Source organism: Bradyrhizobium sp. LeoB3, from assembly GCF_055456055.1.
This window is the reverse complement of sequence record NZ_JBVBEF010000002.1, coordinates 265885-289389: the sequence shown is the minus strand read 5'-3', so window position 1 is coordinate 289389 and position 23505 is coordinate 265885. Positions and strand designations below refer to the sequence as shown.

Below are 23505 nucleotides of genomic sequence, written 5' to 3'. Positions count from 1 at the left end.
AGTCTATTTCATAATGAGAAGCTACGACGATGCTGCACATCGAGATTGAAACCATCTGGCGATTTCACCGCGAAGGCAGCCCGCAGACGGCTGTGGTGATCCTCGGCATCCTCAACGAGATCCGCAAAACCGGGAAAATCTCCAGCGCGGCCACTGACGCGCACCTGTCCTATCGCCACGTCTGGAACCTGATCGACCAATGGTCGGAGTTCTTCGGCGTGCCGCTGGTGGAGACCCAGCGCGGCAAGGGCTCGAAGCTGACGTCGTTCGGCGAGAAACTGGTCTGGGCCGGCGAGCGCATGCAGGCTCGCCTTGGCCCGCAACTCGAAAACCTCGCGCAGGAGCTGGTCACGGAGATCAAGCCGTTCCTGCACCAGCGTCCCTCGGTGATCCGCGTTCATGCGAGCCACGGTTTTGCGGTGTCAAAGCTGCGTGAATTCCTCGACCGCGAGCCCGGCATGGGCGTCGACCTCCGCTATGTCAGCAACCAGAACTCGCTGGTGTCGCTGGCGCAGGGCGCCTGCGATCTCTCCGGCGTGCACCTGCCACGCGGCGAATTGCGCGCGCAGGGCATCAAGGCGTGCCGCGACTGGCTCGCTCCGCGCGAGGATCGCGTGATCAGTTTCGTCACGCGCGAAATGGGCCTGATGGTCAAGCGCGGCAATCCGCTCAAGATCAGCTCACTGAAGGATCTGGTCGATCGCAAGGCGCGCTTCGTCAACCGCGATCACGATTCGGGCACAAGGCAGCTTTTCGACCAGCTGCTGGCACTGCACCGGATTGCCGAGAGCAGGATCAATGGCGCACAGCAGATGGAATTCACCCATGCCGCCGTTGCCGCCTATGTCGCCAGCGGCATGGCGGATGCGAGCTTCGGCGTCGAAGCGGCCGCCCGCCAATTCGGGCTCGATTTCATCCGGCTACTGACGGAAGATTATTTCTTCGTCTGCAAGAAGGCGTTCCTCGAGTCAGAGCCGATGCGGCGCGTGCTCGAGATCATGAAGAGCGGCGCTTTCCACAAGGCCATCGACGCCCTTCCCGGCTACGTTGCCTCCGAAACCGGCAAGGTCAGCGGCGTGAAGGATTTCCTGGAACGCATGCACTCTGATCGCTGAGGCCGGGCCGGCCGTTCGCTGGCCGAAATTGCGCTGCTCGAGAACCGGCTGGGCCGACCGTGCTGCACTGGCACGGCGACACCTTCGATCTTCCGCAGCAAGCTGTGCGGCTCGCTTCAAATGCCAATTACGAGAACCAGGCCTTCGCCTATCGGAGGAACGCGCTTGCGCTCCAGTTCCATCTCGAGGCCGACCCGCGTCAGCTGGAAGAGTGGTATGTCGGCCACGCGGCCGAATTGTCGGCGGCGAAAACGGGGTGGCGGTTTGAGGCGGTCCATGATTCAAGCTTCTGATGTGGACAGCATGAATCGGACCCGGACGGCCGCCGGTGTTGAGGGCACCTCAAGCGTCCGTTGTTGGACTCGGCGACACCTTGGAACGACACCTTGGAGATTGGACACATGGCGCTCAAGCGGATGGACAACGTAGGAATCGTCGTCGAAGACCTCGGAGGGACGATTGATTTCTTTCGCGAACTCGGCCTCGAGCTCGAAGGGCGTGCCACGATCGAAGGAGAATGGGCCGGACGTGTCACCGGACTGGGCGATCAGCGTGTCGAGATTGCCATGATGCGCACACCGGACGGCCACGGCCGGCTCGAGCTCTCCCGCTTCCTCACGCCATCCGTCGTCGCAGATCACCGGAACGCCCCGGTCAATGCCCTAGGCTACCTCCGCGTGATGTTCGCCGTGGACGACATCGACGAGACGCTTGAAAGGCTCCGCACGCGCGGCGCGCAGCTCGTAGGCGAGGTAGTCCAGTATAAAGACGCGTATCGGCTCTGCTACATCCGTGGGCCTGAAGGGCTTCTGATCGGACTCGCCCAAGAACTCGGCTGAGCGCAATACGAAGACAAACGGCGACGAGTGACCAATTTCAGCGAGCGCGCCCGAGGCCGCCCCGCCTGTTCGAGATCCATCCCTCCAACCGACGGCCTCTGCCGTCGTTACACCGCGGCCCCGATACTCGCTGACTGCTTGCTGCCAATATGATAGGCTGATGCTCCTAATCGAGGAGAATGGATGCCATGGTACGTGGCCCCTGTTGCGGGGGCGGGATGAAATAGGCGGCTAGGCCGCACGATGGGAGGAAATTATGACCATCGAAAGCATTCTGAGGCGGAAGGGCACCGAGGTTACGACAATAGCTCCGGACGCGAGCATCAAGAGGGCGGCAGACTGGCTCCGCGCAAAGAATATTGGCGCTCTCGTGGTGACAAGTGAGGACTCTGTTCTCGGCCTGATTTCCGAACGTGAAATCGTTCATGCATTTTCTCGCTATGGCGCGACAGCCGGGTCGATGCTTGTGAAGGAAATCATGCAATGCGGTGTGACTACGGTGTCTCCGGACGAGAGTGTCAATCGCGCGATGAAATTGATGACGCACCATCGCGTGCGCCACATGCCGGTACTGCGCGGCGGCAAGCTAGTCGGTATCGTCAGCATCGGCGACGTCGTCAAGGATCGACTTGAGAATCTGGAGCTTGAGGCGAACATCCTTCGTGACGTCTACAAGGCCGCGCGTTGACGGCCCGGGCGCTGGCTCCTAGGCGCGCTGTCAATCCTCGTGCTCGCGTTCACATGGACTCGGTTGCACCCTAGAAAGGCTGCATGGGGACGCCCGCGCCGACAAAGCTGCGGAAAGCGTCGCATCCAATAAAAACGTTGTGGCTGTGAACGAGCTCACAACGCAACCAGCGCGATCATGTTTTGATCGGGCTGCATCAACCATTGATAGAATGGGATGCGACGGTCGCCGGAGGGCTTCCCCAGGAAAGGGGTAAGACATGAACAGCAAACCTCCCACTCCGAAGCGGGGTGCCTTCCCTACGCCGAAAGAGGTGCGCGACAAAGCACCAAAGTACAACCCTGACGCATCCGACACAGCCGACGATCAGGAAGGCAAGGAGACAGACTCTTCGCCGGACCAGCAGCGGCACGAGGATACTCAGCGTGGACCGAAGGACGAAGCAATGGAGCCTAAGCGGAAATAATCGAAGTTCATTTCAGCAAACGGAGACATACCATGGCAATCCAGCTTGGAGGAAGCGGACAAGGTAGATATCCCAAACGCGGAGCGACTCCCACGCCGAGGAGCGTTTTGGCAGCCGCCACTCCACATAGTGTCGTTGGCCTTGCAGCGGCACCTCCCCATTTCATCACGATCCCTCATAGACTGTCCTCTTGGGGCAATTTCGATCACGGTGATTGCGTCACTGCCGAAGAAGCGTTCGCGAAGGCGTGTCACAATCCGGAAATCTTCATTTCGGACAACGAAGTGATACGATGGGCGACGAAACATGGGGTGCTGGAGGGGGCCTATCTGCATCAGGTGATGCTTTGGATGCAGGAAAACGGCTTCCATCAGAACCGGCACATCTATGATGACGGCCAGATCTATTCGGTCGACTGGACGAATCCCTCCACGTTAAACAGCGCAATTGCGACAGGTCCGGTCAAGATTGGCGTTGCCGCAACCCAAATCCAGACCGCATGGAACTCAACGAACGGCAAGACCGGATGGTTTGCCCTTGGATTCACCAAGGACACCAACGAGGACCATTGCGTCAGCCTTTGCGGATACGGCTCGCTCAACTGGCTCGCACAGCAGCTTCAGGTCACCGTGCCGGCCGGTGTCGACGGTACAAAGCTTGGCTATGCGATGTTCACATGGGACTCGATCGGTATCATCGATCAGCCTTCTATGATCGCCGTTACCGAAGAGGCATGGCTCAGAACCCCGACGACGATCGTCAAGCCCGCAAAGACGCCCGCGCGGGAAAGCGTCACGGCGTAGCACGCTTCAGTGGAATGACTGCACCGGCGCGGAGCCCGCTTCACCGGCAGAGCTTCGCGCCGCCCTACAAATCCGCGGGGCGTCTCTTGCAGGCGAAGAACGCGGTGACGGCGAGCGGGATTGCGAGCGCGATCCATGAGGTCGTGTCCCAGATGCCATCGCCGAGCAAGGCGGACACAAGGCCGAAAGCGACGATCACCGCGATGATCGCCGGGAACAGAAAGATCTGGGTGAGCGAACGACGGGCGTTGATCATCAGAGGTGCTCCGGAACTTGCACGGCGGGATATCGGGATTCGGCCAATTCACCCACCACTCTACTCCGCGGGCGGCGCATGCGGTGTTTCGGCCGGTTTGCCGAAACGGCGTTTCGCGTCTTCGCGCCAGCGCTGGAAGGTGACGTAGAGCATCGGCACCAGGAAGATGCCGATCGAGCTTGCGGCGAGCATGCCGCCGAACACCGCCGTGCCGACCGCCCTGCGGCTGATCTCGGCGGCGCCGGTCGCGACCACCAGCGGCACCAGGCCGAGGATGAAGGCGATCGAGGTCATCATCACAGCGCGGAACCGCATCTGGGCGCCGAGCTCCGCGGCCTGCGCAATCGGCAATCCGCCCTCGCGCTGCTCCTTGGCAAACTCGACGATCAGGATGCCGTTCTTGGCAGCGAGCGCGATCAGCACCACGAGGCCGATCTGGCCGTAGAGATCGAGGTTCAAGCCGGCGACCTTGATCGCCGTGTACGAGCCGAGCACGCCCACCGTGACCGACAACAGGACCGGGATCGGAATGGTCCAGCTCTCGTACAGCGCAACCAGGAACAGATAGGCGAACAGCACCGCGAGCGCGAGAATGATGCCGGTCTGCCCTGAGGCCGCCTGCTCCTGATAGGCGGTGCCGGTCCATTCGTAGGAATAGCCGGCCGGTAGCGTCGCTCGCGAAATTTCCTCCATCGCGGCGATCGCGGTGCCCGACGAGACGCCTGGCGCCGGGCTGCCGTTGATGGTGACCGAGCGGTAGTTGTTGTAGCGGGTGATGACTTGCGGTCCGGTGACGATCCTCACGCTCGCGATGGAGCGCATCGGTACCATCTCGCCGCCGCTGTTGCGGACATAGATCTGCCAGATGTCGGAAATGTCGCCGCGATTGGCAGCCTCACCTTCGACATTGACCTGCCAGGTGCGGCCGAACAGGTTGAAGTTGTTGACGTAGATGCCGCCCAGCGTCGCCTGCAGCGCGGTGAACACGTCGGCCATGTTCAGCCCGAGCGCCTGCGCCTTGGCGCGGTCGATGTCGAGATAGATCGACGGATTGGTCGCGGTAAAGGTCGAGAACACGCGCGCCAGCCGCGGGTCACGGTTGGCCGCATTGATCAGGCCGGTCATCACGCTGCCGAGCGCAGCCGGATCCTGCCCTTCCAGCGCATCGAGCTGATATTCGAAGCCGCCGGAGGTCGAAAGCCCGATGATCGGCGGCAGGTTGAACGGCAGGATATTGGCCTGCCGGATCTGCGCGCCCTCCCCGAACATTCGCCGGATCGTCGCCTGCACCGAATCCGCGGCGGCCTGCCGATCGGCGAACGGCTTCATGCGCGCCACCATGAAGGCCGAGTTCGGCTCGCTCGCGCCGTCGAGCAGCGAAAAGCCGATGATCGAGAGCACGTGCTCGACCTGCGGCATCTTCTTCAAGAGCGCCTCGACCTGCTTGGTCACCTCGCTGGTGCGCGACACCGACGCACCGTCAGGCAATTGCACCGAGATGAAGAAGGCGCCCTGATCCTCCTCGGGCAGGAAGCCCGTCGGAGTTATGCGCGACACGCCGAAAACGCCGCCGGCAAACACCAGCACCGCGACCAGCGACAATATCGCCACCCGCAGCAGCCGGCGCACCATGCCGGCATAACGGTCGCGCACCCAATCGATGCCGCCGAGCACGCGCCCCATGATGCCGCGGCGCGGCCCGGTATGCCGCAGGAACACGGCGCAGAGCGCCGGCGACAGCGTCAGCGCGTTCAGCGCCGAGATCACCATAGCCGCGCTGATCGTCACCGCGAACTGGCGAAACAGGGTTCCGGAGATGCCGGGGATGAACGCGATCGGCACGAACACCGACAACAGCACCAGCGAAATCGCGATGATCGGCGCGGTGATCTGCGCCATCGCTTTTTTGGTGGCCTCCGCCGGCGACAGCTCGGGCTCGCTCTCCATCACGCGTTCGACGTTCTCGACCACGACGATGGCGTCGTCGACCACGATGCCGATGGCAAGCACCATCGCAAGCAGCGACACGGTGTTGGCGGAATAGCCGAGGATCAGGAGAACCGCAAAGGTGCCGATCAGGCTGACCGGCACCGCGACCGCCGGGATCACCGTGGCGCGCAAATTGCCGAGGAACAGGAACACGACGATCACGACCAGCACGAAGGCTTCGCCGAGCGTCTTCAGCACTTCCTTGATGGTATCGGAGACGAAGGTCGTGGAGTCGTACTGCACCAGATAGGTCAGGCCCGGGGGAAACCGTTCCGACAATCTGGTGAGCGTCGACTGCACCGCGGCGGCGGTGGTCACCGCATTGGCGCCCGGCGCAAGATAGATGCCGATCGGTACGCCGGGCTGGCCGTCGATCCGGGACTCGCTGTCCATGTTCTGGGCGCCGATCTCGACCCGGGCGACGTCGCTGACCCGGAGCACCGAGCCGTCCGGGTTGGCGCGCAGCACGATATTGCCGAACTGGGCCGCCGTCGTGAGCCGCCCTTGCGTCTGCACGTTGAACTGGAACTGCTGGTCCTCGGCGATCGGACGGGCGCCGATGCGGCCGACCGGCGCCTGTACGCTCTGCGCCCGGATCGCCGCGATCACATCCGAGGGCGCCAGATTGAGGCTGGTGAGCCGCTGCGTATCGAACCAGATCCGCATCGAGTAGTTCAGCTTCGCGAACAGCGAGGCCTGGCCGACGCCCGGCGTGCGCGAGATCGCATCGAGCACGTTGATGATCGCGTAGTTGGTGATGAACAGCGGATCCTGCTGGCCGCTCTTGCTGTACAGCACGATGAACTGCAGCACGGCCGAGGATTTCTTCTGCACGACCAGGCCTTGCGCCTGCACCTCGGTCGGCAGTTGCGCGAGCGCGCTCTGGACGCGGTTGTTGACGTTGACGGTGTTGATATCGGGATTGGTGCCGAGCGCGAACGAGACGGTCAGCGTGTAGCTGCCGTCATTGCCGCTGGTCGACTTCATGTAGAGCATCTTGTCGACGCCGACGACCTGGGCTTCGAGCGGCTGCGCGACGCTCGATTCCACCACTTCGGCGGAGGCGCCCGGGAAATTGGCGGTTACGGTGACCTGTGGCGGCACGATGTCCGGAAACTGCGCCACCGGAATTTGCAATAGCGCCAGCGCGCCCGCGATGGTGATGACCAGCGCGATGACGATGGCAAGCCGCGGACGATCGACGAAGATGGCGGAAATCATGGGCTGGTGCCCGCAGGCTTCGGACCGATCGCGCCGCCGCTCCGGGGCGAGCCCGTGTTTTCCGCCGTTTCCTTCAGGCTCGACTGGATCAGCGCGCTCGCCGGTGCCGGCGCCACCGGCTGGCCGGGCCGCACCCGCTGCATCCCTTCAGCGATCACCTTCTCTCCGACCGAAAGCCCAGAGGTCACCGAAGCGATGGTCGCGGTCGACTGTCCAAGGACGATCCGCCGCTGCTCCGCCTTGTTGTCGGCCCCGAGCACGAAGACATAGTCGCCCTGCTGGTCCGACAGCACGGCCGAGCGCGGGATCGCCACCACGTCGACCGGCTGCGCGCCCTCGAGCAGGACGGTGACGAACTCGTTGTCGGTGAGCTGGCGCACCGTGACGTTGTCCGCCGACGACAGACGAGGCAGTATGGGATTGGGGATAATGCCGCGCAGCGTGATGGTATCGGTGTTCTGCGCGATCGTGTTGTTGACGAAGTTGAGCTCGCCGACCTGGTCATAGAGCTTGCCGTCGGGCAGACGGATCCTGATCACCACCGCCTTGAACCCGCCCAGCGTCGCGTAACGGTCGCGCAGCACGAGGCCTTCGCGCACCGACACCGGGAAGGTCACGTACATCGGGTCCTGGCTCACGATGGTCGTGAGCACGCCCGAGCTTGGGCTGACAACGTTGCCTTCGGTCACCGCGGTGCGGCCGATCTTACCGTCGATCGGCGAGCGGATCTGGGTGTAGTCCAGATTGATCTTTGAGAGGTCGACTTGTGCCTGGGCAGCCTGCACCTGCGCTTCCAGGCTCTGCTCGTTGGCGAGCGCAGCATCATAGGTGGACTGCTGGCCGGCCGGGCCGCCGAGCAAGGCCTTGGCGCGGCCGGTCGTCAGCTTGGCGTTGACGAGGGTGGCCTGCAATTGCGCGACCTGCGCCTTCTTGGACTCAAGGTCCGCCTCGAACGGGCCGCGCTCGAGCTCGTAGAGCATATCGCCGGTCTTGACCTCGGCGCCTTCGACGAAGTTCCGCTTTTCCAGGAAGGCGGTGACGCGGGCGACCACGTTGACCCGGTTGGTGGCCTCGATCCGCCCCAGAAACTCGTTGGATTGGGTGACGGGCCGCTTGACCGCCTCAATGATACCGACCGCTGGAGGTCCCGCGGCCTGCTGGGCCTCGGCGGCGGCCAGCGCGCCGAACATGGCGCTGCCCAACGCGACGACCCCGGCGAGCCGGGCCATTGTTATCCCTGCAAGATTCACTGTTCGCGCCTTTGTCCCGTTTGACCCGGATCAATAGCATCCGCATCGGGAAAGCCAACGGTATGAACGTATGGCAGCGGTCAATCGATGCTCTCTCGATGGCCAGATCGCCGTGTCGCACCAAAATGTGATGGCGGAGGAAGGGATCAGGTCCGCAGGCCTCCGCTGGTAGCGCTGTGTGGCCCCGCCGCTACTGGAACGAACTTTTTTGGCCAGGCGCTGCACAACCTGTTGAATGTTGCTTGCTGCATGATCGGCCAGCAAGCCAAGCTTGGCTAGGCGCCGTGGGGCCGGTCGCCGGGGGAGCTTTTCGGTGCCAAAGCTCGGGATTTGCGCGGCAGTCCTTCTTGCGATTGTCGGCGGATCGGAGACAAGGGCAGCCGACGTCGCGCCGACCAAGGCGCCGCCGGCAGCGTCCACGACGCCGCGCCCCTGCACCGACCCGTCGGACTTCGTCACGACCAACTGCCAGCTCACCTGGGAAGGCATCACGGTCTTCGGCATCATCGACACCGGCTTCGGCTGGCAAAGCCACGGTGCCTCGTTTGATCCGCGATCTGCAGTCGCAGCGTCCTACCTGGTCCAGAAACAGAACCGCTTGGCGACATGGACGCTCGCACCCAATGCCTTGAGCAATTCGACCATTGGCATCAAGGGAACCAGGCCAATCGGCGAGGACTTTTCTTTCGTCTTTGACCTCGATGCCGGCTTCGACCCCTATTCGCTGCGATTCTCGAATGGACCCGGAGCTATCGCCGCGAATGCCGGCCTCCCGCAAAACCTGCAAACCGCCTATTCGGATTCAAGCCGAGCGGGTCAGTGGTACAACGGTCAGGGTTACGTCGGCGTCAGCTCCCCGACCTTTGGCACGCTGACCCTCTTCCGACAGAACTCGCTGACGCTGGACGCCGTGTTCGATTACGATCCGTTCGGCGCCTCCTACGGTTTCTCGGCGATCGGCTTCCAGGGAATCACCTGCGGCGGCGGCAACACCGAAAATTGCAGACACTCGACGTCGGTGAAGTACCGGTACAACTTCAACCATTTCCGGGCGGCGGCGCTGTGGCAGTTCGGCGGCTATGACGAGAACAATGCGTCCAATGGCGCCTATCAATTCCAGCTCGGCGGCGACATTCCGATCCGCGACAATGACGTGCTCTCGGTCGATGCGATCTACAGCCATGTCAAGGATTCCGTGTCGCTTGCGCTTGCACCGGGAGCCAACAACGCGTTCGGGACGCCGATCGCCCCGTTCCTGCCGCAGACGCTGACGGCGACGATCTCCGACAACACCGCCGCGATGTTCGTGGCGAAATACACGACCAAGTCGCTGAAGCTGTACGCCGGTTACGAATACATCCGATACGAGCCGCCGAGCAATCCGCAGGCCGCCTTCACCGACATCGCCGGAAACTTCCTTTGCCAGGGCTGCGATGCCTTCAACGGCACGAACATCAATAATGCGGCGTTCGGCGTGAACGGGCTCGGCAACAAGACCTTTCAGGTCATGTGGGCCGGCATGAAATACTCCGTGAACGACGATCTCGATGTGATCGCCGCCTATTATCACTACATCCAGAATTCCTTCTTCGGCACCGCCGCCGGAGGCGCCTCCTTCTGCTCCTCCAGCGCGCACGCGCAATGCGCCGGCACGTTCGACGCAATCTCTGCCGCGGTCGATTGGAGATTTGCGCCGAAATGGGACACCTATTTCGGCGTGATGTTCACGCAGGTCAATGGCGGCCTGGCGTCCGGCTTTTTCCAGCACAGCAACGTCGCGCCCACAGCCGGGCTGCGCTTCCGCTTTTGAGACGGCGGATCTACGCTGACCGTTGCGACCAGCCTACCGGCGCCTCGATATCGAAATTGGCAAGCTCATAGCCGCGCCGGAAATCGACGATGTGCTTGTCCATCCAGGACCGCGCCTCGGCGGGATTACGCATCAAGAGCGCCTGCAGGATCTTCTCATGGGCGAAGACCAGGCGTTCGCCGGCATTCAGGCGGGAGAACACCCGCAAGAAAGCCGGATAGAATAGCTGGCTCATCGGCTCGCGGCTGAGCTGCAGCGCACGATTGCGCGAGGCTCGCGCGATGATCTGGTGAAACTCGATGTCGAGCGCAACGAGGCTCTGCTTGTCCTCGAGCGCGGCCTTGGTGTTCTCGACATTGGCGCGCAGCGCGGCCAGCAGGTCCTCGTCGATCCGCATCGCGGCGCATTCCGCCAGCACCGGCTCGAAACAGCGCATGCTTTCCCAGAGTTCGAAGAAGCTGATCTCCTGCAGTACGATCGCGGCCGTCACCTTCTGCGAAATGTCGGCCTCGCGCGGCGCGGTGACATAGAGCAATTTGCCGCCGTCGTGACGGCGGACGATGCCGTTCTGCTCCAGCACCCGGATCGCTTCCCGGACCGTCGAGCGGTGGACACCAAAGCTTGCCGCCAGCGCGATCTCCGCCGGCACCCGGTCGCCGACCGCCCACTCGCCCGACATGATCTTGGCCTCGATGCTGCGCACCACCAGCCGGTAGACCGGCTCGTTGCGCTCCTGGGCGTTGTTGCTGAGATCCGCTACAGACATCAGGCGACGCCTCGCGCGAACTCGCGGTCGCGCAATTCGCGGCGACGGATCTTGCCGGTGATCGTCATCGGAAGCTCGGCGATATACGCGATCGCGCGCGGATATTTGTAAGGCGCGGTGACCGACTTGACGTGGTCCTGCAATTCGCGCGTCAGCTCCGGCGACGGCGCATGGCCTGGCCGCAGCACGACGAACGCCTTCACGATCTCCCCACGCTCGGCATCGGGGCTGCCGACTACCGCGCACATCTGCACCGCCGGATGCTCGGCCAGCGCGTTCTCGACCTCGATCGGGCCGATGCGGTATCCGGCTGAATTGATGACATCGTCCGAGCGCCCGCGATACCAGAGATAGCCATCGGCATCCTTCTCCGCGCGATCGCTGGTCAGAAACCAGCGCCCGTCCGGACCATCGACAAAGCAGGCCGCGGTGCGCTCCGCATCCTTCCAGTAGCCGAGCATCAATTGCGGGTTTGGCACTTTCAGCGCGAGGTCGCCCTCCTGCCCCGGCGGCAAGCGGTTGCCCTTGGCGTCGATCACATCAAGGTCGGAGCCCGGCGATGGACGCCCCATCGAGCCGTAACGGACCGGCTCGGTTGGATAGTTCAGTGCGACCATCAGGGCTTCGGTCTGCCCATAGGCTTCATCGATGCGGATGCCGGTCGCCGCCTCCCAGCGCTCGGCGACGACGGGGTTCATGGCTTCGCCCGCAGTGACGACGCGGCGCAGCCGGCCGAGATCATCGCGCGCGCGGACTTCGCCGACGACGCGCGACAACTCCGTGCCGGGCGCGCAGTAGACGGTGACCTGGTGCTTGCGCAGGAGTTCGAGCCGGTCCTTCGGCACGAACGGGCCGTCGAAGAAGAACGAGCAGGCGCCGCAGCTCAGCGGCCCGAAGATGATGCTGGTCCCCGCCTTGCTCCAGCCGGTGTCTGCCGTGCACCAGATCACCTCGCCGGGACGCAGATCGAGCCAGTAGATCGCGGAGACCCGCCACGCAAAGATCGCGCGTGCCGCATGGACGACGGCCTTCGGATGGCCGGTCGAGCCTGACGTGTAGTACATGATCGCGGGATCTTCGGCCCTGACGATCGCCGGCTCGATCGTCTCGGAAGCGCGCGCCACTTCGCTGTTCCAATCGAGCCAGCCTGAGGTCTGGCCGAGCGCGATCCGCACCGGGATCAGCTCCTCCACGGATGCGAATTTGCCGGTCTGCTCGGGACGGCAGATCGCCGCCTTGGCCTCGGCATTGGCGACGCGATATTCGATATCGCGCGCCGTCAGCATCTCGATGCACGGGATCGGCACCGCGCCGATCTTCATCGCCGCAATCAGCGCGACGAACCATTCGGATAGCCGCGGCAGCATGATGATGACGCGGTCGCCCTTTTCGACGCCATTCGCGCGCAGCACATTCGCGAGCCGGTTCGATAGCAGCGACAGATCGGAATAGCTGTAGCGCCGCGTCTCGCCTGCGGCGTTCTCCCAGATCAGCGCCGCCCCATCCTGCTCGCGGGCGCGGCGGTCGATGATGTCAGTGCCGAAATTGAAGGTCTCCGGCACCTGCCAGCGGAAGTTGGCGCACAGGCTTTCATAGCCTTCGACCGCAGGCTCTTTGGGCGGTGACCAGACATCTCGCATCATTTCCTCCTGCTCGCGCGTTTTGCGCTTGTTGTTCTGTTTCTGCGGCGGGCTCTTACCGCCGCCTATCTCGCGCCGTGAGTCACGATCCGCCGTCCGATCGCCCAGCGGTGCACCTCGGACGGGCCGTCATAGATGCGGAAGGCGCGGACGTCGCGATAGAACCGCTCGACCACCGTGTCGCGGGTGGTGCCGAGCCCGCCGAGGATCTGCAGCGAACGGTCCGCGACGCGCGCGATCGCTTCCGAGCAGATCACCTTGGCCATCGAGCTCTCGGTCGAGGCCCGCTCGCCTTTGTCGAGCAGCCAGGCCGTATGCCAGATCGTCAGTTGCGCCTGGTGGATGTCCATCGCGTTGTCGGCCAGCATGAAGGAGACGCCCTCGTGCTCGCCGAGCGGCTTGCCGAACGCCGTGCGACGCCGCGCGTACTCGGTCGCGATTTCCTGGGCGCGGATCGCTGCGCCGAGCCAGCGCATGCAGTGCGTGAGCCGCGCCGGCGCGAGGCGAACCTGGGCGTGACGAAAGCCCTGTCCGATCTCGCCGAGCACGGCGTCGGACGGCACGCGAAGTCCATTGAAGCGGACCACCGCATGCCCGCCAACAAAGCTGGAATCGATAGTGTCGAGCGTGCGCTCGATCGTGATAGCGGGATCGGACATGTCGGCGAGGAACATGGTCGCAGCCCCCTCCATTCCTGCGCCGCTCGTCTTCGCCATGATGATCGCAAAGGCCGCGCCTTCGGCGCCGGTGATCAGCCATTTCTCGCCGTCGATGACCCAGTCATTGCCATCGCGCCGCGCCGTAGTCTGCAACTGGCCGGGATCGGAGCCCGCGCCGGGAGCGGGCTCCGTCATGCAGAAGCAGGAGCGGATATCTCCGGTCGCGAGCGGCTTCAAATAGCGCTCGCGCTGATCCGGCCGCGCCACGACATCGAGGAGATGGATGTTGCCCTCATCAGGCGCGGCGCAATGCAGCGCCACGGGACCGAGCATCGAATAGCCGGCGGCGGTGAACACGGCGGCGCGGCCGATATGCGACAGATGCTGGCCGCCATATTCCGCCGGCGCATGTGGCGCGAATACGCCGGTCTTGCGCGCGAGCGCGTTGAGCTCGCGCCGTAGCTCGTCGGTCGGACCATGGGAGGTCCAGCGCTTGTCCTTCTCGAACGGGACGACCGTGTCCTTGACGAAGGCTTTCACGCGATCGGCCAGTTCGGACACGCGCGGTGGCAGCGAAAAGTTCATGTCGAGTTGATGCATCGTCAGTTTCCTCGCTCAGTTCCGGTCGCTGCGTCGCGCGCGACCAGGAGAATGTCCTCGCCAAGACAGGCGAAGTCGGCATAGCGACTGTCCTTCACCGCGCCGTTGGCCCATTGCCGGTGCAGTTGCAGGAACACGATCCCGAGCTTGAACAGCGCGAGCACGCGCATCGCCGGCAGGTCATCGATATCCAGTCCGGTCAGATCGGCATAGCGCCGCGCGACTTCGGCACGGCGCCAGAACCCGGGATGAGTTGTCGGCATCTGCTGCAGGCGCTGCAATGCCGGCGGATCATCCGGCTGCGCCCAATAGCTCAAGAGCGTCGCCAGATCGAACAGCGGATCGCCCCGCGTGCCCATGTCCCAATCGACCAGCGCGACCGGCGAAAGCGTCTGCGGATTCAGGATCAGATTGTCGAGCTTGAAATCGCAGTGCAGCAGCGTCGGCGTCCGCTCACGGAATGTCTGCCGGGACAGCCACTGCGAAATGTCCTGCAGCAGACCTCGCAACGCGCTGTCCTCGGCAACCAGCGCCCCGCGTTTCGACCAGCCGGCAATCGCGCGGGCGATGAACCCCTCGGGGCGGCCAAGATCCTCGAGTCCGACCGCGCGCGCATCGACCCCGTGCAACGCGGCCAATGTTCCAACCATCATCTCCGAGAGAACCCCGGGTGCATCGTCGCGCCCTTGCAGCGGCGGCGACAGATCCGCGCCGCGGATGACGAGCCCTGCGCGATACTCAATGAGTTGGAAGGGAACGCCGATGACGCCGCGGTCGCCGCAATAATGCAGCCCCCTCGCGATGAACGGCAGCGCGTCGGCAAGGCGCGACAGGATGCGATGCTCGCGCGCCATGTCGTGGGCGCCCGGCGGCAGATCGCCGTCGGGCGGACGGCGCAGGACCGCCGGCGCGCCGTTGACGTTCAGGAGATAGTTGCGATTGGCGAGGCCACCGGCGAACTGCCGGATCGGCCGCGCCAGATCGACATTCATGCCGTGGGCTTCCAGATGCCGCGCAAGGCGATCCCAATCGGCAGGCGCGGTTTCCGCGGCCGACAGCAGTCCCGGATTTCCTGATAGCGACGGATCAGCAATCACGCGCGCCTCGACCTCCCTGTTCCGAATATCAAGGTTGGAGCCCTAGCCTCCCGCCGCTTCGAGGGCTCGGACGATTATTGTCGGACCAAAAATTAGCGCCAGGACCGCCAAGCTTGCAACTGGCAATAGCGAAATCGACACTCCGCGCCAGGCCATCTCATAAGCTTTTGTGATTTATAGATATTTTTCGAAACGGCTTCCGAGAGCCAGATCCACCGGAACGCATATGTCGGACAATAAATTAGTGCTCCCGGGCACCGAAGCGATGACGGTAGGCGGTCGGGCTGATGCCGGCGACTTTCCGGAAGCGCGATCGGAAGGTAACCGCGGATTCGAATCCGACCGAGCTTGCAATCTGATCGACCGAAGCCACGCTGGTTTCGAGCAGTTCCTGCGCCCGGCGAATGCGCATCTTGAGCAGCCATTGCAGCGGCGTCGTTCCGGTCTGCTCCTGGAAGCGTCGCGCCAGTGTCCTCGGACTCATGCGCGCCCGGTCGGCCAGCGACCGAACCGTGAGCGTGCGGTCGAGATTGGCGCTCATCCAGTCGAGCAGCGAGGCCAGGCTGGCGGCGGATTTCGGCGGTTCGTGCCTGATGAACTGGGACTGGCCGCCGTCCCTGACTAGGGGAGCAACGGCGAGCCGCGCCGCGTCGGCCGCAACCGCCTGACCGTGATCGCGTCGTAGCAGGTGCAGGCACATGTCCACTCCCGCTGAGGCTCCGGCGGAGGTGATCAGGCGCCCCTCGTCGACGAACAGCACGTTTGGATCGACCTGGATGCGCGGATAGCGCCGTGCGAACTCGTCTGCGCAGATCCAATGCGTCGTGGCCCGGCGTCCATCCAGGAGGCCAGTTGCCGCCAGAACGAAGGCTCCCGAACAGATCGACGCCAGTCTGGCGCCGCGCTCCCAGGCAGATTGAAGCGCCCCAAGCACGGCCGGGGAGACCGGAGCGGTCGGATCTTCCACTCCCGGCACCAGGACCGTATCGGCCGACGCGAGCTCCTCAAGGCCCCACTCCGTTTGTAACGTGAAATTCCTCGACCGAACTTCGGTCGCTTCGCTGCACACGCGGACACTATAGCTGGCGACGCCCGCCGCTCCACTCGCGCGCCCGAACACCTCGCACGGGACCGACAGGTCGAACGGCACGAACCCGTCCATCGCGAGAACTGAAACTTTATGCATGACCACCTCGGAGCGAGCATTTTCCAGGGCGAACATAGCCGAAACGCGGTTTGGCAGGAAATGATCGCAGGTTGTCATTTCGGTCACTCACCGAGCGCGCGAGGCATTGTCTATGCATGCCGCCGGTCTTGAAGCGGGAAGGTGCGCGTGTCCGACGATTACGAATCGACGCAGTTGCGGTGGCTTGGAATACTGTCGGTCCTCGAGGCGACAACGCTGGTCCTGCTTGTCGCAGTCGCCGTGCCACTGAAGCATATCGCCGGCTGGAACGTCGCCGTCCATGTCATGGGGCCGGTCCACGGCCTTGCGTTTCTCGGCTATTGCTGGGCTGCGATCCAGGCGATCGCGGAAGGCGGCTGGAGCCGATCGGAGGCGGTGCGGCTGTTCGCGGTCGCGTTCATCCCGTTCGCGGGCTTTGCCAATGCGCGGCTCATTGCACGAAAGTCCGCGGCCTTGCGCACCGGTGTGGTCCAGTGAGCCTTGCTACGCTTTACCCATGGCTGAAGGCGTTGCATGTCGTCAGCGCCTTCTTTTTTGTAGCCGGTACCGTCACCACGTCGATGGTGCTGGCAGCGGAGCGCGCGAATCCGGGATCGGTCGAGCCCGTTGCGGGTTTTCTGGCCAAATCGGAACGCTGGCTGACCACGCCGGCCATGCTGCTGGTCTGGGCTTTCGGCTTGACGTTGGCGGTCACGGCCGGGTGGTTCTCAAGCTCCTGGCTGCAAATCAAGTTTGCCTTTGTCGTTGTGCTCTCGGCCGTACATGGAATCCAGTCAGGCCAGCTCCGGCGCCTTGTCAGGAATAAGGCGCTAAAACCCTGGACAACGCTGCCCTTGATCCTCGTCTGCGTGATGGCGGTGGTCGTGCTGGTCGTGGTCAAGCCTTAGCCGCGCCCGCCTTGGGGCGCAGGCCATCCTGAGAGTGGATCGAGATCTGCTGCCGAAGCAGCCAGCGGATCTCCGAAGGGGTATCGATCTCGCGAATGTCCTCCGCCAGCGACGCTGCGCGCTGGCGATATCTCGGATCATCCAGCACCGAGCGTACAGCGGGACGCAATTGCTCTGCGATGGGTGCGTTGGTCGCCAGATTGACGCCGACCCCGGACCAGGCGACGCGGACGCCGACATCGCCGCGGTCGGCTGCCGTTCCCGCTGCGACGATGGGAACGCCGTAACTCAAGGCTTGATTGACACTGCCGTAACCGCCGTTCGTCACGAATGCATCGGCTTTCGACAACGCCCACTCAAACGGAAGATACTGGGCGACCCGCACATTTTGAGGCAAGCGGCCACCGAGCGCGTCGATCGGACGCCCGCCGGTCGTCACCATGACGAGAACATCCCGCTCGTTCGCCAGCGCCTCCAGCGTCGGCAGGGTCAGCTCGCTGAAATCGTTGTTGGTCAACGTGCCCTGGGTCACAAGGACGACCTTGCGTGAACCGTCCAACTCGTAGGCCCACGACGGCACTGGCGCCTGGTTCGGCGTAATCGGCAGCGGGCCGACGAAGTGCACCGAACTTGGCAGCCGGCGGCGCGGCAGTTCGAACCGCGGCACCGTGAGCTGCAGATAGATATCGGGCAGCTCCACCATCGCGTCATAAAGATTCAAACGCAGCGGCCTGCTCCCGATCTGGGCCAGGGACTCGTTCACGCATCGTCCGGCCGGGCCAAAGACGGATTGTTCGTAGGTTTGAAAGAGCGAGGCATACTCCCTTAGTTGCTGGTCGTTGCGCGCGGGCGGAATGCCTGCATCGTTCGGGGCGCCGTCGTCTCGACGTGACAGGAGATAGGTGGTTCCAAGCAGGGCTACGGACGGCCGCTGCGCACGAGGACCAAGCAGCATCGGCAACACACCCAGCATGAGATGATCGCCGATGATGATGTCGGGAGGAAACTCCTGCATGACGATTTTGATGCTCTCATACTGAGCCAGCATGAAATTGGCGAAACCCTGCTCCAGGATCAGCCGCAACTGCTGTGCGCCCGGCGCCGCTGTCATGATTTCCGGAAACAGTTTGGCGGCGTCTCGCGTATCGATGTCGGCCGCCGGCACGAAACTGCGGAATTGAGCGCCGATCTTTTCGACACGGTCTCGCAGATAGCTCGATGTCAGGCCCATGACCTTCCAGCCGTCGGCGATCAGTATCCGACCGACTCCCAATACTGGATGGAGATGTCCCATCATCGGGGACGAGACGAGAAGCGCCTTCATGCACGGTCTCCGTTGAGCTGAGCAGTTGAGCCGCGGTCATTGACGGCTCGTCGGCTGCGACGGGCCAAGCACGGCGTCTCATTATTGTTCGGTCGCTGTTACGGCAAAGTCACCGGAATGGACGAACGCGCTACAGCCGCAACAATCGGTCGAGTCAGCTTCGCGTTACGGAAGTAACAGAGCGCGTGCGGACTGAAATCAACGCGCAATATTGCGCTGACAGTGTTGGGCGAGGTCCTTCGATCCGGCGCTCAGTTGACTGACAGAACTTCGACAAGCTCAATCCAAATGACGACGCTTCCAGGCAAGACGGACTCGCTCGCGTTCACGTGCCTGCTCGGTTTGATGGCCACCCTTCCGGGCTTCGGCACCGACATGGCACTGCCGGCCCTCGCGGACACAGCCACGTCTCTTGCAGTTCCGGTACATAGTGCCGGCCTGACGATCAGCAGTTACATGATCAGCTTCGGCCTTGCGCCGCTGCTGTTCGGGCCGCTGTCGGATCGATACGGTCGCAAACCGATGGTCACGCTTGGCACCATCATCTTCATCATGGCCTCGGTCGGATGCGCGCTGGCACCATCGCTGCCGGTGTTGATTGCATGCCGCGTCATCCAAGGCATCGGCGCGGCGGCCATGACCCTCGCCATCGCGATCGCCCGTGACGCGTTCGACGATACTGTCGTCCGCCAAAAACTGTCGAATATCGTGATGGCGATCTACGTCTCCCCGATCGCCGCGCCGATGGCGGGAGCGGCTTTGCTCGACCTTGCGGGCTGGCGCGCGATCTATGCAAGCCTTGCAGCGCTCGGAATTGTCTTGCTGGTAGGCCAGCGCTTTGGCCCCGACTATGACCTGAAGCCGCGATCGGCGACCCGCTTGAGCCTTCTGGCGCTTATCGGAGATTATCGCTGCGTCCTGTCGCATCCGACCTGCCGCGCATATCTCTTTGCCGCCGCGGCGTCCTTCGGAGTTCTCGCCGCCTATGCGACCGGATCGGCCCTTTTCCTTGTCCAGGTCGCCGGGATGAGCTCAAGTCAATATGGAATCATATTCGGCCTGACTGCATTCGCCGGAATGGCTGGAGCGTTCGTCGACGGCCGGCTCAACGCGCGCGGAGTTCCATCGCATTATTCGTTGTCGATCGGATTTGCCATCCAGGTTCTTACATCGTCGATCCTGCTGGCCATGACGCTGCTGAGCTGGACGCCGACCACCGTCGTCATCCTGCTATTCGTCACGCTCACATTCAGCGGAGGGATCGCGGCGCCGGGCCTCATGCAGGGGGCGCTGCAAGCGCTGCCGGAAATGGCGGGCACCGTCAGCGCCGCAACCAACAGTCTTGTGATGATATCGGGCTCATTAACCAGCGCGCTCACGGCCGTTCTCTTCGACGGCCGGACGGCACTGTCGATGGCCGGCGTGATGGAATTCTGCGCTCTCGTTGCGCTGCTTTTCTTGGTAATGGCAGTCGGGCGAGTCAGGCAACAGGCCGTGATAGACATACCGCCGTCGTCCCGGGCTTGACCCGGGACGCATAACCACAGGCCTTTGTTGTTGTGCTCCGCGGCAACCCACTTGCTTTGCGCCACAACCCGTGGTTATGGCTCCTTGCTTTCGCAGGGACGACGGCGCGGCTGAGGTCCGCGCCTTGTACCACCAACATAGGCCAACGAGCGAAACTCGCTCGTTGGCCCTGGACGTCACGCTACCTCACAGCGCCTTGTCGACCTGGGCGTAGCCGCCTTTGCCGTCCCACTTATAGACGACATAATCGATGGCCTTGATGTCACCCTTTGCATCGAACGCCAACTTGCCGATTACAGTGTCCCATTCGCCGGCCTTTATGGTATCGACCACCTTCTTCGGGTCGGTCGTACCGGCCTTCGCCACCGCCTGCGACCACACCTGGAACGCCGCATAGGTGTAGAGCGTGTAACCCTCGGGATCGATGTTCTTGGCCTTGAACTTCTCGACGATGGCCTTTGCGGTCGGCTTTTCGCGAGGATCGGGACCGAAGGTGAACAATGTGCCCTCCGCAACAGGCCCGGTGATCGAGGCAAACTCGCGGTCGTTGATCGCATCGCCCGCCATCAGCACCGTCTTGAGCCCTTGATCGCGCATCTGGCGCAGGATCAGGCCCGCTTCCTGATGATAGCCGCCGACATAGACCAGATCGATGTTCTCGCGCTTGAGCCGAGACACGATGGAATTGAAATCCTTGTCGCCCTTGTTGAAGGACTCGAACATCTTCTCTGTGACGCCGGCCTTATTGAGCGCCTTCTTGGTTTCGTCGGCAAGTCCCTTGCCGTAGGTGGTCTTGTCGTTGAGGATCGCGATGTTCTTGCCGGCGAAGTTCTTGGCGATATAGCCGGCGGCAACCAGACCCTGCTGGTCGTCGCGGCCGCAGACCCTCAGCACGTTCCACAGCTTGCGCTCGGTAAGCAGCGGATTGGTCGAGCCCGGCGAAATCTGCAGCACGTTGCCGTCCGCATAGGCTTCCGAGGCCGGGATCGACGACGAAGAACAATAGTGGCCGGCGACGAACGGAATTCTCGCGCTGGCGATCTTCTCGGCGACGGAGCGCGCCTGCTTCGGATCGCAGGCATCGTCGTTGACATCAAGCACCAGCTTCCTGTTGAGGAGACCGCCGGCGGCATTGATATCGGCCACCGCCTGCTCGGCGCCGTTCTGGAACTGACGGCCGAACGCGGCTTCACCGCCGGTGATCGAAGAGGCAACCGCCACCCTGATGTCCTGGGCCAGCGCTGCAGAGGACAGCACAAGTGACACACCTAGTGTTAGACCGAAGAGCTTGACCACTTTCATACGAAAGTCCTTGGGGTTGTTTTAGAGAGACGGCGACTGCGCCGGTCCCTTCATAGCATGGCCGGCTGACATCGGCGCGATGTCAGCGTATTTTTTTACCAATGGTGCTGGCTCCATCGAGGGCGAGGTGGCGTGAGCTCTGTTATGCGTTATCGCCAGGAAGGCGGCCGCGGCCCCGCGTTACGGCCGTAGCCGTATTTTCCCGCGTCGGAATGTTCCGGAAACATGGCCGCGCCAGAGTCTCGGCGACTGATATTTGCCGGGAGATATCGATGTCGCACATCGACCAACTGTTCTACACCCGCCCATATCCGAAACAGACCCGACAGGCGCCGAACGCTCCGCGATGGTATGTCTCGATCAGCGCGATGGTGACGTTCCTGCTGTCGAAGATGAGGGAAGAACTGGCGATACGCCAGGCCATGGCAGAGCTGCGGGATCTCGACGACCGAATGCTGCGCGACGTCGGATTGTCCCGCTACGATATCGCATCCATCCGCAGGCGCGAAACCTAGCCGGTTACACAGCGCGCAAGGACCTCGATCGCTGATGATCAACGGCGCGCGCCACGCGCCCGTTGAATTCGCGCGCCGACACGGTTTGCAGTTCGATAGGACAGCATCATGAAGCACGAAACTGTGTTGCAGACACCGGCTGCGACCTCGGGCCTGGTCAGAAGGTTGGTTCGAGCCCAGGGTGATCCGGCGAAGCAACGTATACGCGCATGGCTCGGCAATATCTGCGACGAGAAACTCTTGACCTTCGGACTCTCGGCGGCCGATATCGCGCTCTTGCGGGCGCGTTGCCCTGAGAACTCTGATGCATCGGGTCGCAAATTGGAGGCCCGACGGATCGCGTGAGAGCTTCAGCGAGACGAATCGCGCCGGCACTCTGTCGGCGTGACTCCGAAACGGCGGCGGAACCGCTGGTTGAAGTAGGAGACCTCGCCGAAGCCGCATGCGAGCGCGATCTCGCTGATCTTGAGACGATCTCCCTGCTCGCTCGTAAGCATCTGCCGCGCCTGCTGCAGGCGACGCTCCAGCAGACGCTCCGTGAAGCTCTGGCCCGTCTCGTGCAAGAGATCCTGCACATATCTGGTCGAGAGACCGAGATGGCGGGCAACGTTCGCTGCCGAGAAACCGGCACTCATGAAGCTTCGATCGATCTCGGCAATAATGTCGTGAATGCGCGATGCCCGCAGGCCACGCGTCGTGGCGATCTGCGCGGCATCACCGCGCGCGCCGAGCACCAGCGCGATCAGGTCGAGAAGAGTGGTGCGAATATGCGCGTCGAGCTGCGGATCGTGGGGCGCACGCGACAGCTTTACGACGCTTTCGATATAGCGCCGCAGGTGAGCAACAGCCGGCCGCTGCGGATCGAGCGGCCGCGCCAACAGGTCGTCCGCCTGGCTGACCAGCGCAGTCAGTTGGTCCCGGCTGACCGTCAACGTCGTCCAGGCAAAGGGCGTATCGGACGCCATCTCCGTCGGCACGCCATTTGTCCCGAGAAATACGCCGCCGGAAGGGAGAGTCGCTTCGCGATTTGACTGATCCACCCGCAGCGTGCCGGTTCCGCGGTGGAAGACAAGGCAGAAATCGTCATCGGGGCCGCGAGAAATGGCGCTTCTCGATCGCTTCACCCTGCCGAAGGCGCCCCCGAATCGGGTGACGTGAATGTCCTGAAAGCCGGACCAGCGAAGGAACCCGGAAAACGGTCGGTCCTCGAACCTCGTGATGTCGACACAACAGGTGAGCGCCTCCACCTTCTCATACCAGAGAGAAAACCTTCGATCGTCTTCAAGCGCGGGATCGAGATTGTCGGAGTGGAAGCTTGTTTGATGCATTGTTCTTGAAATTGCACTTACACAACCATGTTACCGGCGCCGCTCCATGCGAGCCATGAGTAACTCTGCCGCAGCGCGTCGCGAATCGCTGATGCCGCTTCGGGTTGTTGCACAACAGCCACACGGACGAACGGTTTAGCGGGAGCGCGCTCGGGCTAAAATCCGGTGCGGGCGAGAACAAGACCATCGCTGCAACCCCTGCCATGTTGCGACACGGCTGCTGCGAGGAACTGCGTC

21 protein-coding genes are annotated in these 23505 nt (G+C 62.9%); 10 read left to right on the top strand and 11 right to left on the bottom strand.

What is annotated here, in order from left to right:
* Window positions 1-29 precede the first annotated feature (29 nt).
* The 5 genes from ACZXDY_RS04050 to ACZXDY_RS04030 all read left to right on the top strand — a co-directional run bounded on the left by ACZXDY_RS04050 (window position 30) and on the right by ACZXDY_RS04030 (window position 3911).
* A complete protein-coding gene (locus ACZXDY_RS04050) occupies window positions 30-1115 on the top strand; it encodes a substrate-binding domain-containing protein (protein WP_464344592.1) in 1086 nt (361 codons plus the stop codon).
* A 59-nt stretch (window positions 1116-1174) separates the two neighbouring features.
* Entirely contained in the window at window positions 1175-1408 is a 234-nt protein-coding gene (locus ACZXDY_RS04045; RefSeq protein WP_464344591.1) for a hypothetical protein, read from the top strand.
* A 108-nt stretch (window positions 1409-1516) separates the two neighbouring features.
* A complete protein-coding gene (locus ACZXDY_RS04040) occupies window positions 1517-1954 on the top strand; it encodes a VOC family protein (protein ID WP_464344590.1) in 438 nt (145 codons plus the stop codon).
* Window positions 1955-2210: 256 nt separating this feature from the next.
* Window positions 2211-2642: a CBS domain-containing protein gene (locus ACZXDY_RS04035; protein ID WP_028162091.1), complete on the top strand. Its 432-nt coding sequence runs from the start codon at window positions 2211-2213 to the stop codon at window positions 2640-2642.
* Window positions 2643-3140: 498 nt separating this feature from the next.
* Window positions 3141-3911, top strand: a complete 771-nt coding sequence (locus ACZXDY_RS04030) for a hypothetical protein (protein WP_464344589.1) — start codon at window positions 3141-3143, stop codon at window positions 3909-3911.
* Between the two features lie 64 nt (window positions 3912-3975).
* On the opposite strand, the gene ACZXDY_RS04025 is transcribed toward ACZXDY_RS04030, so the two are convergent.
* Genes ACZXDY_RS04025 through ACZXDY_RS04015 form a run of 3 tightly spaced genes read right to left on the bottom strand, consistent with a single transcriptional unit; the run spans window position 3976 to window position 8606 of the window.
* Window positions 3976-4167 (bottom strand): hypothetical protein, encoded by a 192-nt coding sequence (locus ACZXDY_RS04025; protein ID WP_464344588.1) that lies wholly within the window; start codon window positions 4165-4167, stop codon window positions 3976-3978.
* Window positions 4168-4227: 60 nt separating this feature from the next.
* Window positions 4228-7377, bottom strand: coding sequence for an efflux RND transporter permease subunit (locus ACZXDY_RS04020; RefSeq protein WP_464344587.1), 3150 nt, complete (start codon window positions 7375-7377; stop codon window positions 4228-4230).
* A complete protein-coding gene (locus ACZXDY_RS04015; protein ID WP_080663565.1) occupies window positions 7374-8606 on the bottom strand; it encodes an efflux RND transporter periplasmic adaptor subunit in 1233 nt (410 codons plus the stop codon). The genes ACZXDY_RS04020 and ACZXDY_RS04015 overlap by 4 nt, the downstream gene beginning before the upstream one ends.
* A gap of 334 nt (window positions 8607-8940) precedes the next feature.
* Here ACZXDY_RS04015 and ACZXDY_RS04010 point away from each other — a divergent pair, with 334 nt between their 5' ends.
* The gene (locus tag ACZXDY_RS04010) at window positions 8941-10437 is read left to right on the top strand and encodes a porin (protein WP_464344586.1); all 1497 of its coding nucleotides are present in this window, start codon (window positions 8941-8943) and stop codon (window positions 10435-10437) included.
* A 10-nt stretch (window positions 10438-10447) separates the two neighbouring features.
* On the opposite strand, the gene ACZXDY_RS04005 is transcribed toward ACZXDY_RS04010, so the two are convergent.
* The 5 genes from ACZXDY_RS04005 to ACZXDY_RS03985 all read right to left on the bottom strand — a co-directional run bounded on the left by ACZXDY_RS04005 (window position 10448) and on the right by ACZXDY_RS03985 (window position 16421).
* Window positions 10448-11203: a FadR/GntR family transcriptional regulator gene (locus tag ACZXDY_RS04005; RefSeq protein WP_464344585.1), complete on the bottom strand. Its 756-nt coding sequence runs from the start codon at window positions 11201-11203 to the stop codon at window positions 10448-10450.
* Window positions 11203-12843, bottom strand: a complete 1641-nt coding sequence (locus tag ACZXDY_RS04000; RefSeq protein WP_464344584.1) for an acyl-CoA synthetase — start codon at window positions 12841-12843, stop codon at window positions 11203-11205. The genes ACZXDY_RS04005 and ACZXDY_RS04000 overlap by 1 nt, the downstream gene beginning before the upstream one ends.
* 65 nt (window positions 12844-12908) lie before the next feature.
* Window positions 12909-14102: an acyl-CoA dehydrogenase family protein gene (locus ACZXDY_RS03995; RefSeq protein ID WP_464344583.1), complete on the bottom strand. Its 1194-nt coding sequence runs from the start codon at window positions 14100-14102 to the stop codon at window positions 12909-12911.
* Between the two features lie 2 nt (window positions 14103-14104).
* Window positions 14105-15199, bottom strand: a complete 1095-nt coding sequence (locus ACZXDY_RS03990; protein ID WP_464344582.1) for a phosphotransferase family protein — start codon at window positions 15197-15199, stop codon at window positions 14105-14107.
* Window positions 15200-15440: 241 nt separating this feature from the next.
* A complete protein-coding gene (locus ACZXDY_RS03985; protein ID WP_464344581.1) occupies window positions 15441-16421 on the bottom strand; it encodes a GlxA family transcriptional regulator in 981 nt (326 codons plus the stop codon).
* Window positions 16422-16532: 111 nt separating this feature from the next.
* Here ACZXDY_RS03985 and ACZXDY_RS03980 point away from each other — a divergent pair, with 111 nt between their 5' ends.
* Window positions 16533-16862, top strand: a complete 330-nt coding sequence (locus ACZXDY_RS03980) for a DUF3817 domain-containing protein (RefSeq protein ID WP_464344580.1) — start codon at window positions 16533-16535, stop codon at window positions 16860-16862.
* The gene (locus ACZXDY_RS03975; RefSeq protein ID WP_464344579.1) at window positions 16859-17272 is read left to right on the top strand and encodes a CopD family protein; all 414 of its coding nucleotides are present in this window, start codon (window positions 16859-16861) and stop codon (window positions 17270-17272) included. Before ACZXDY_RS03980 ends, ACZXDY_RS03975 begins: the two co-directional genes overlap by 4 nt.
* Here ACZXDY_RS03975 and ACZXDY_RS03970 read toward each other — a convergent pair.
* Entirely contained in the window at window positions 17262-18437 is a 1176-nt protein-coding gene (locus ACZXDY_RS03970) for a glycosyltransferase (protein WP_464344578.1), read from the bottom strand. The genes ACZXDY_RS03975 and ACZXDY_RS03970 overlap by 11 nt on opposite strands.
* Window positions 18438-18884: 447 nt before the next feature.
* On the opposite strand from ACZXDY_RS03970, the gene ACZXDY_RS03965 reads away from it, so the two are divergent.
* Window positions 18885-20123 (top strand): multidrug effflux MFS transporter, encoded by a 1239-nt coding sequence (locus ACZXDY_RS03965; RefSeq protein ID WP_464344577.1) that lies wholly within the window; start codon window positions 18885-18887, stop codon window positions 20121-20123.
* Window positions 20124-20309: 186 nt separating this feature from the next.
* Here the strand turns inward: ACZXDY_RS03965 and ACZXDY_RS03960 are convergent, their stop codons facing one another.
* Window positions 20310-21425: a branched-chain amino acid ABC transporter substrate-binding protein gene (locus tag ACZXDY_RS03960; protein WP_464344576.1), complete on the bottom strand. Its 1116-nt coding sequence runs from the start codon at window positions 21423-21425 to the stop codon at window positions 20310-20312.
* Window positions 21426-21697: 272 nt separating this feature from the next.
* Between ACZXDY_RS03960 and ACZXDY_RS03955 the strand changes: the two genes are divergently transcribed.
* Window positions 21698-21940, top strand: a complete 243-nt coding sequence (locus ACZXDY_RS03955; protein WP_464344575.1) for a DUF1127 domain-containing protein — start codon at window positions 21698-21700, stop codon at window positions 21938-21940.
* A 350-nt stretch (window positions 21941-22290) separates the two neighbouring features.
* On the opposite strand, the gene ACZXDY_RS03950 is transcribed toward ACZXDY_RS03955, so the two are convergent.
* Window positions 22291-23268, bottom strand: coding sequence for a helix-turn-helix transcriptional regulator (locus tag ACZXDY_RS03950; RefSeq protein ID WP_464344574.1), 978 nt, complete (start codon window positions 23266-23268; stop codon window positions 22291-22293).
* Window positions 23269-23505 lie beyond the last annotated feature (237 nt).

Bases quoted from the DNA above. Each gene is read 5' to 3' on its own strand.
- ACZXDY_RS04050 (WP_464344592.1), top strand. From the start codon at position 30: ATGCTGCACATCGAGATTGAAACCATCTGGCGATTTCACCGCGAAGGC.
- ACZXDY_RS04040 (WP_464344590.1), top strand. From the start codon at position 1,517: ATGGCGCTCAAGCGGATGGACAACGTAGGAATCGTCGTCGAAGACCTC.
- ACZXDY_RS04035 (WP_028162091.1), top strand. From the start codon at position 2,211: ATGACCATCGAAAGCATTCTGAGGCGGAAGGGCACCGAGGTTACGACA.
- ACZXDY_RS04030 (WP_464344589.1), top strand. From the start codon at position 3,141: ATGGCAATCCAGCTTGGAGGAAGCGGACAAGGTAGATATCCCAAACGC.
- ACZXDY_RS04025 (WP_464344588.1), bottom strand. From the start codon at position 4,167: ATGATCAACGCCCGTCGTTCGCTCACCCAGATCTTTCTGTTCCCGGCG.
- ACZXDY_RS04020 (WP_464344587.1), bottom strand. From the start codon at position 7,377: ATGATTTCCGCCATCTTCGTCGATCGTCCGCGGCTTGCCATCGTCATC.
- ACZXDY_RS04015 (WP_080663565.1), bottom strand. From the start codon at position 8,606: ATGGCCCGGCTCGCCGGGGTCGTCGCGTTGGGCAGCGCCATGTTCGGC.
- ACZXDY_RS04005 (WP_464344585.1), bottom strand. From the start codon at position 11,203: ATGTCTGTAGCGGATCTCAGCAACAACGCCCAGGAGCGCAACGAGCCG.
- ACZXDY_RS04000 (WP_464344584.1), bottom strand. From the start codon at position 12,843: ATGCGAGATGTCTGGTCACCGCCCAAAGAGCCTGCGGTCGAAGGCTAT.
- ACZXDY_RS03995 (WP_464344583.1), bottom strand. From the start codon at position 14,102: ATGCATCAACTCGACATGAACTTTTCGCTGCCACCGCGCGTGTCCGAA.
- ACZXDY_RS03985 (WP_464344581.1), bottom strand. From the start codon at position 16,421: ATGTTCGCCCTGGAAAATGCTCGCTCCGAGGTGGTCATGCATAAAGTT.
- ACZXDY_RS03965 (WP_464344577.1), top strand. From the start codon at position 18,885: ATGACGACGCTTCCAGGCAAGACGGACTCGCTCGCGTTCACGTGCCTG.
- ACZXDY_RS03960 (WP_464344576.1), bottom strand. From the start codon at position 21,425: ATGAAAGTGGTCAAGCTCTTCGGTCTAACACTAGGTGTGTCACTTGTG.
- ACZXDY_RS03955 (WP_464344575.1), top strand. From the start codon at position 21,698: ATGTCGCACATCGACCAACTGTTCTACACCCGCCCATATCCGAAACAG.
- ACZXDY_RS03950 (WP_464344574.1), bottom strand. From the start codon at position 23,268: ATGCATCAAACAAGCTTCCACTCCGACAATCTCGATCCCGCGCTTGAA.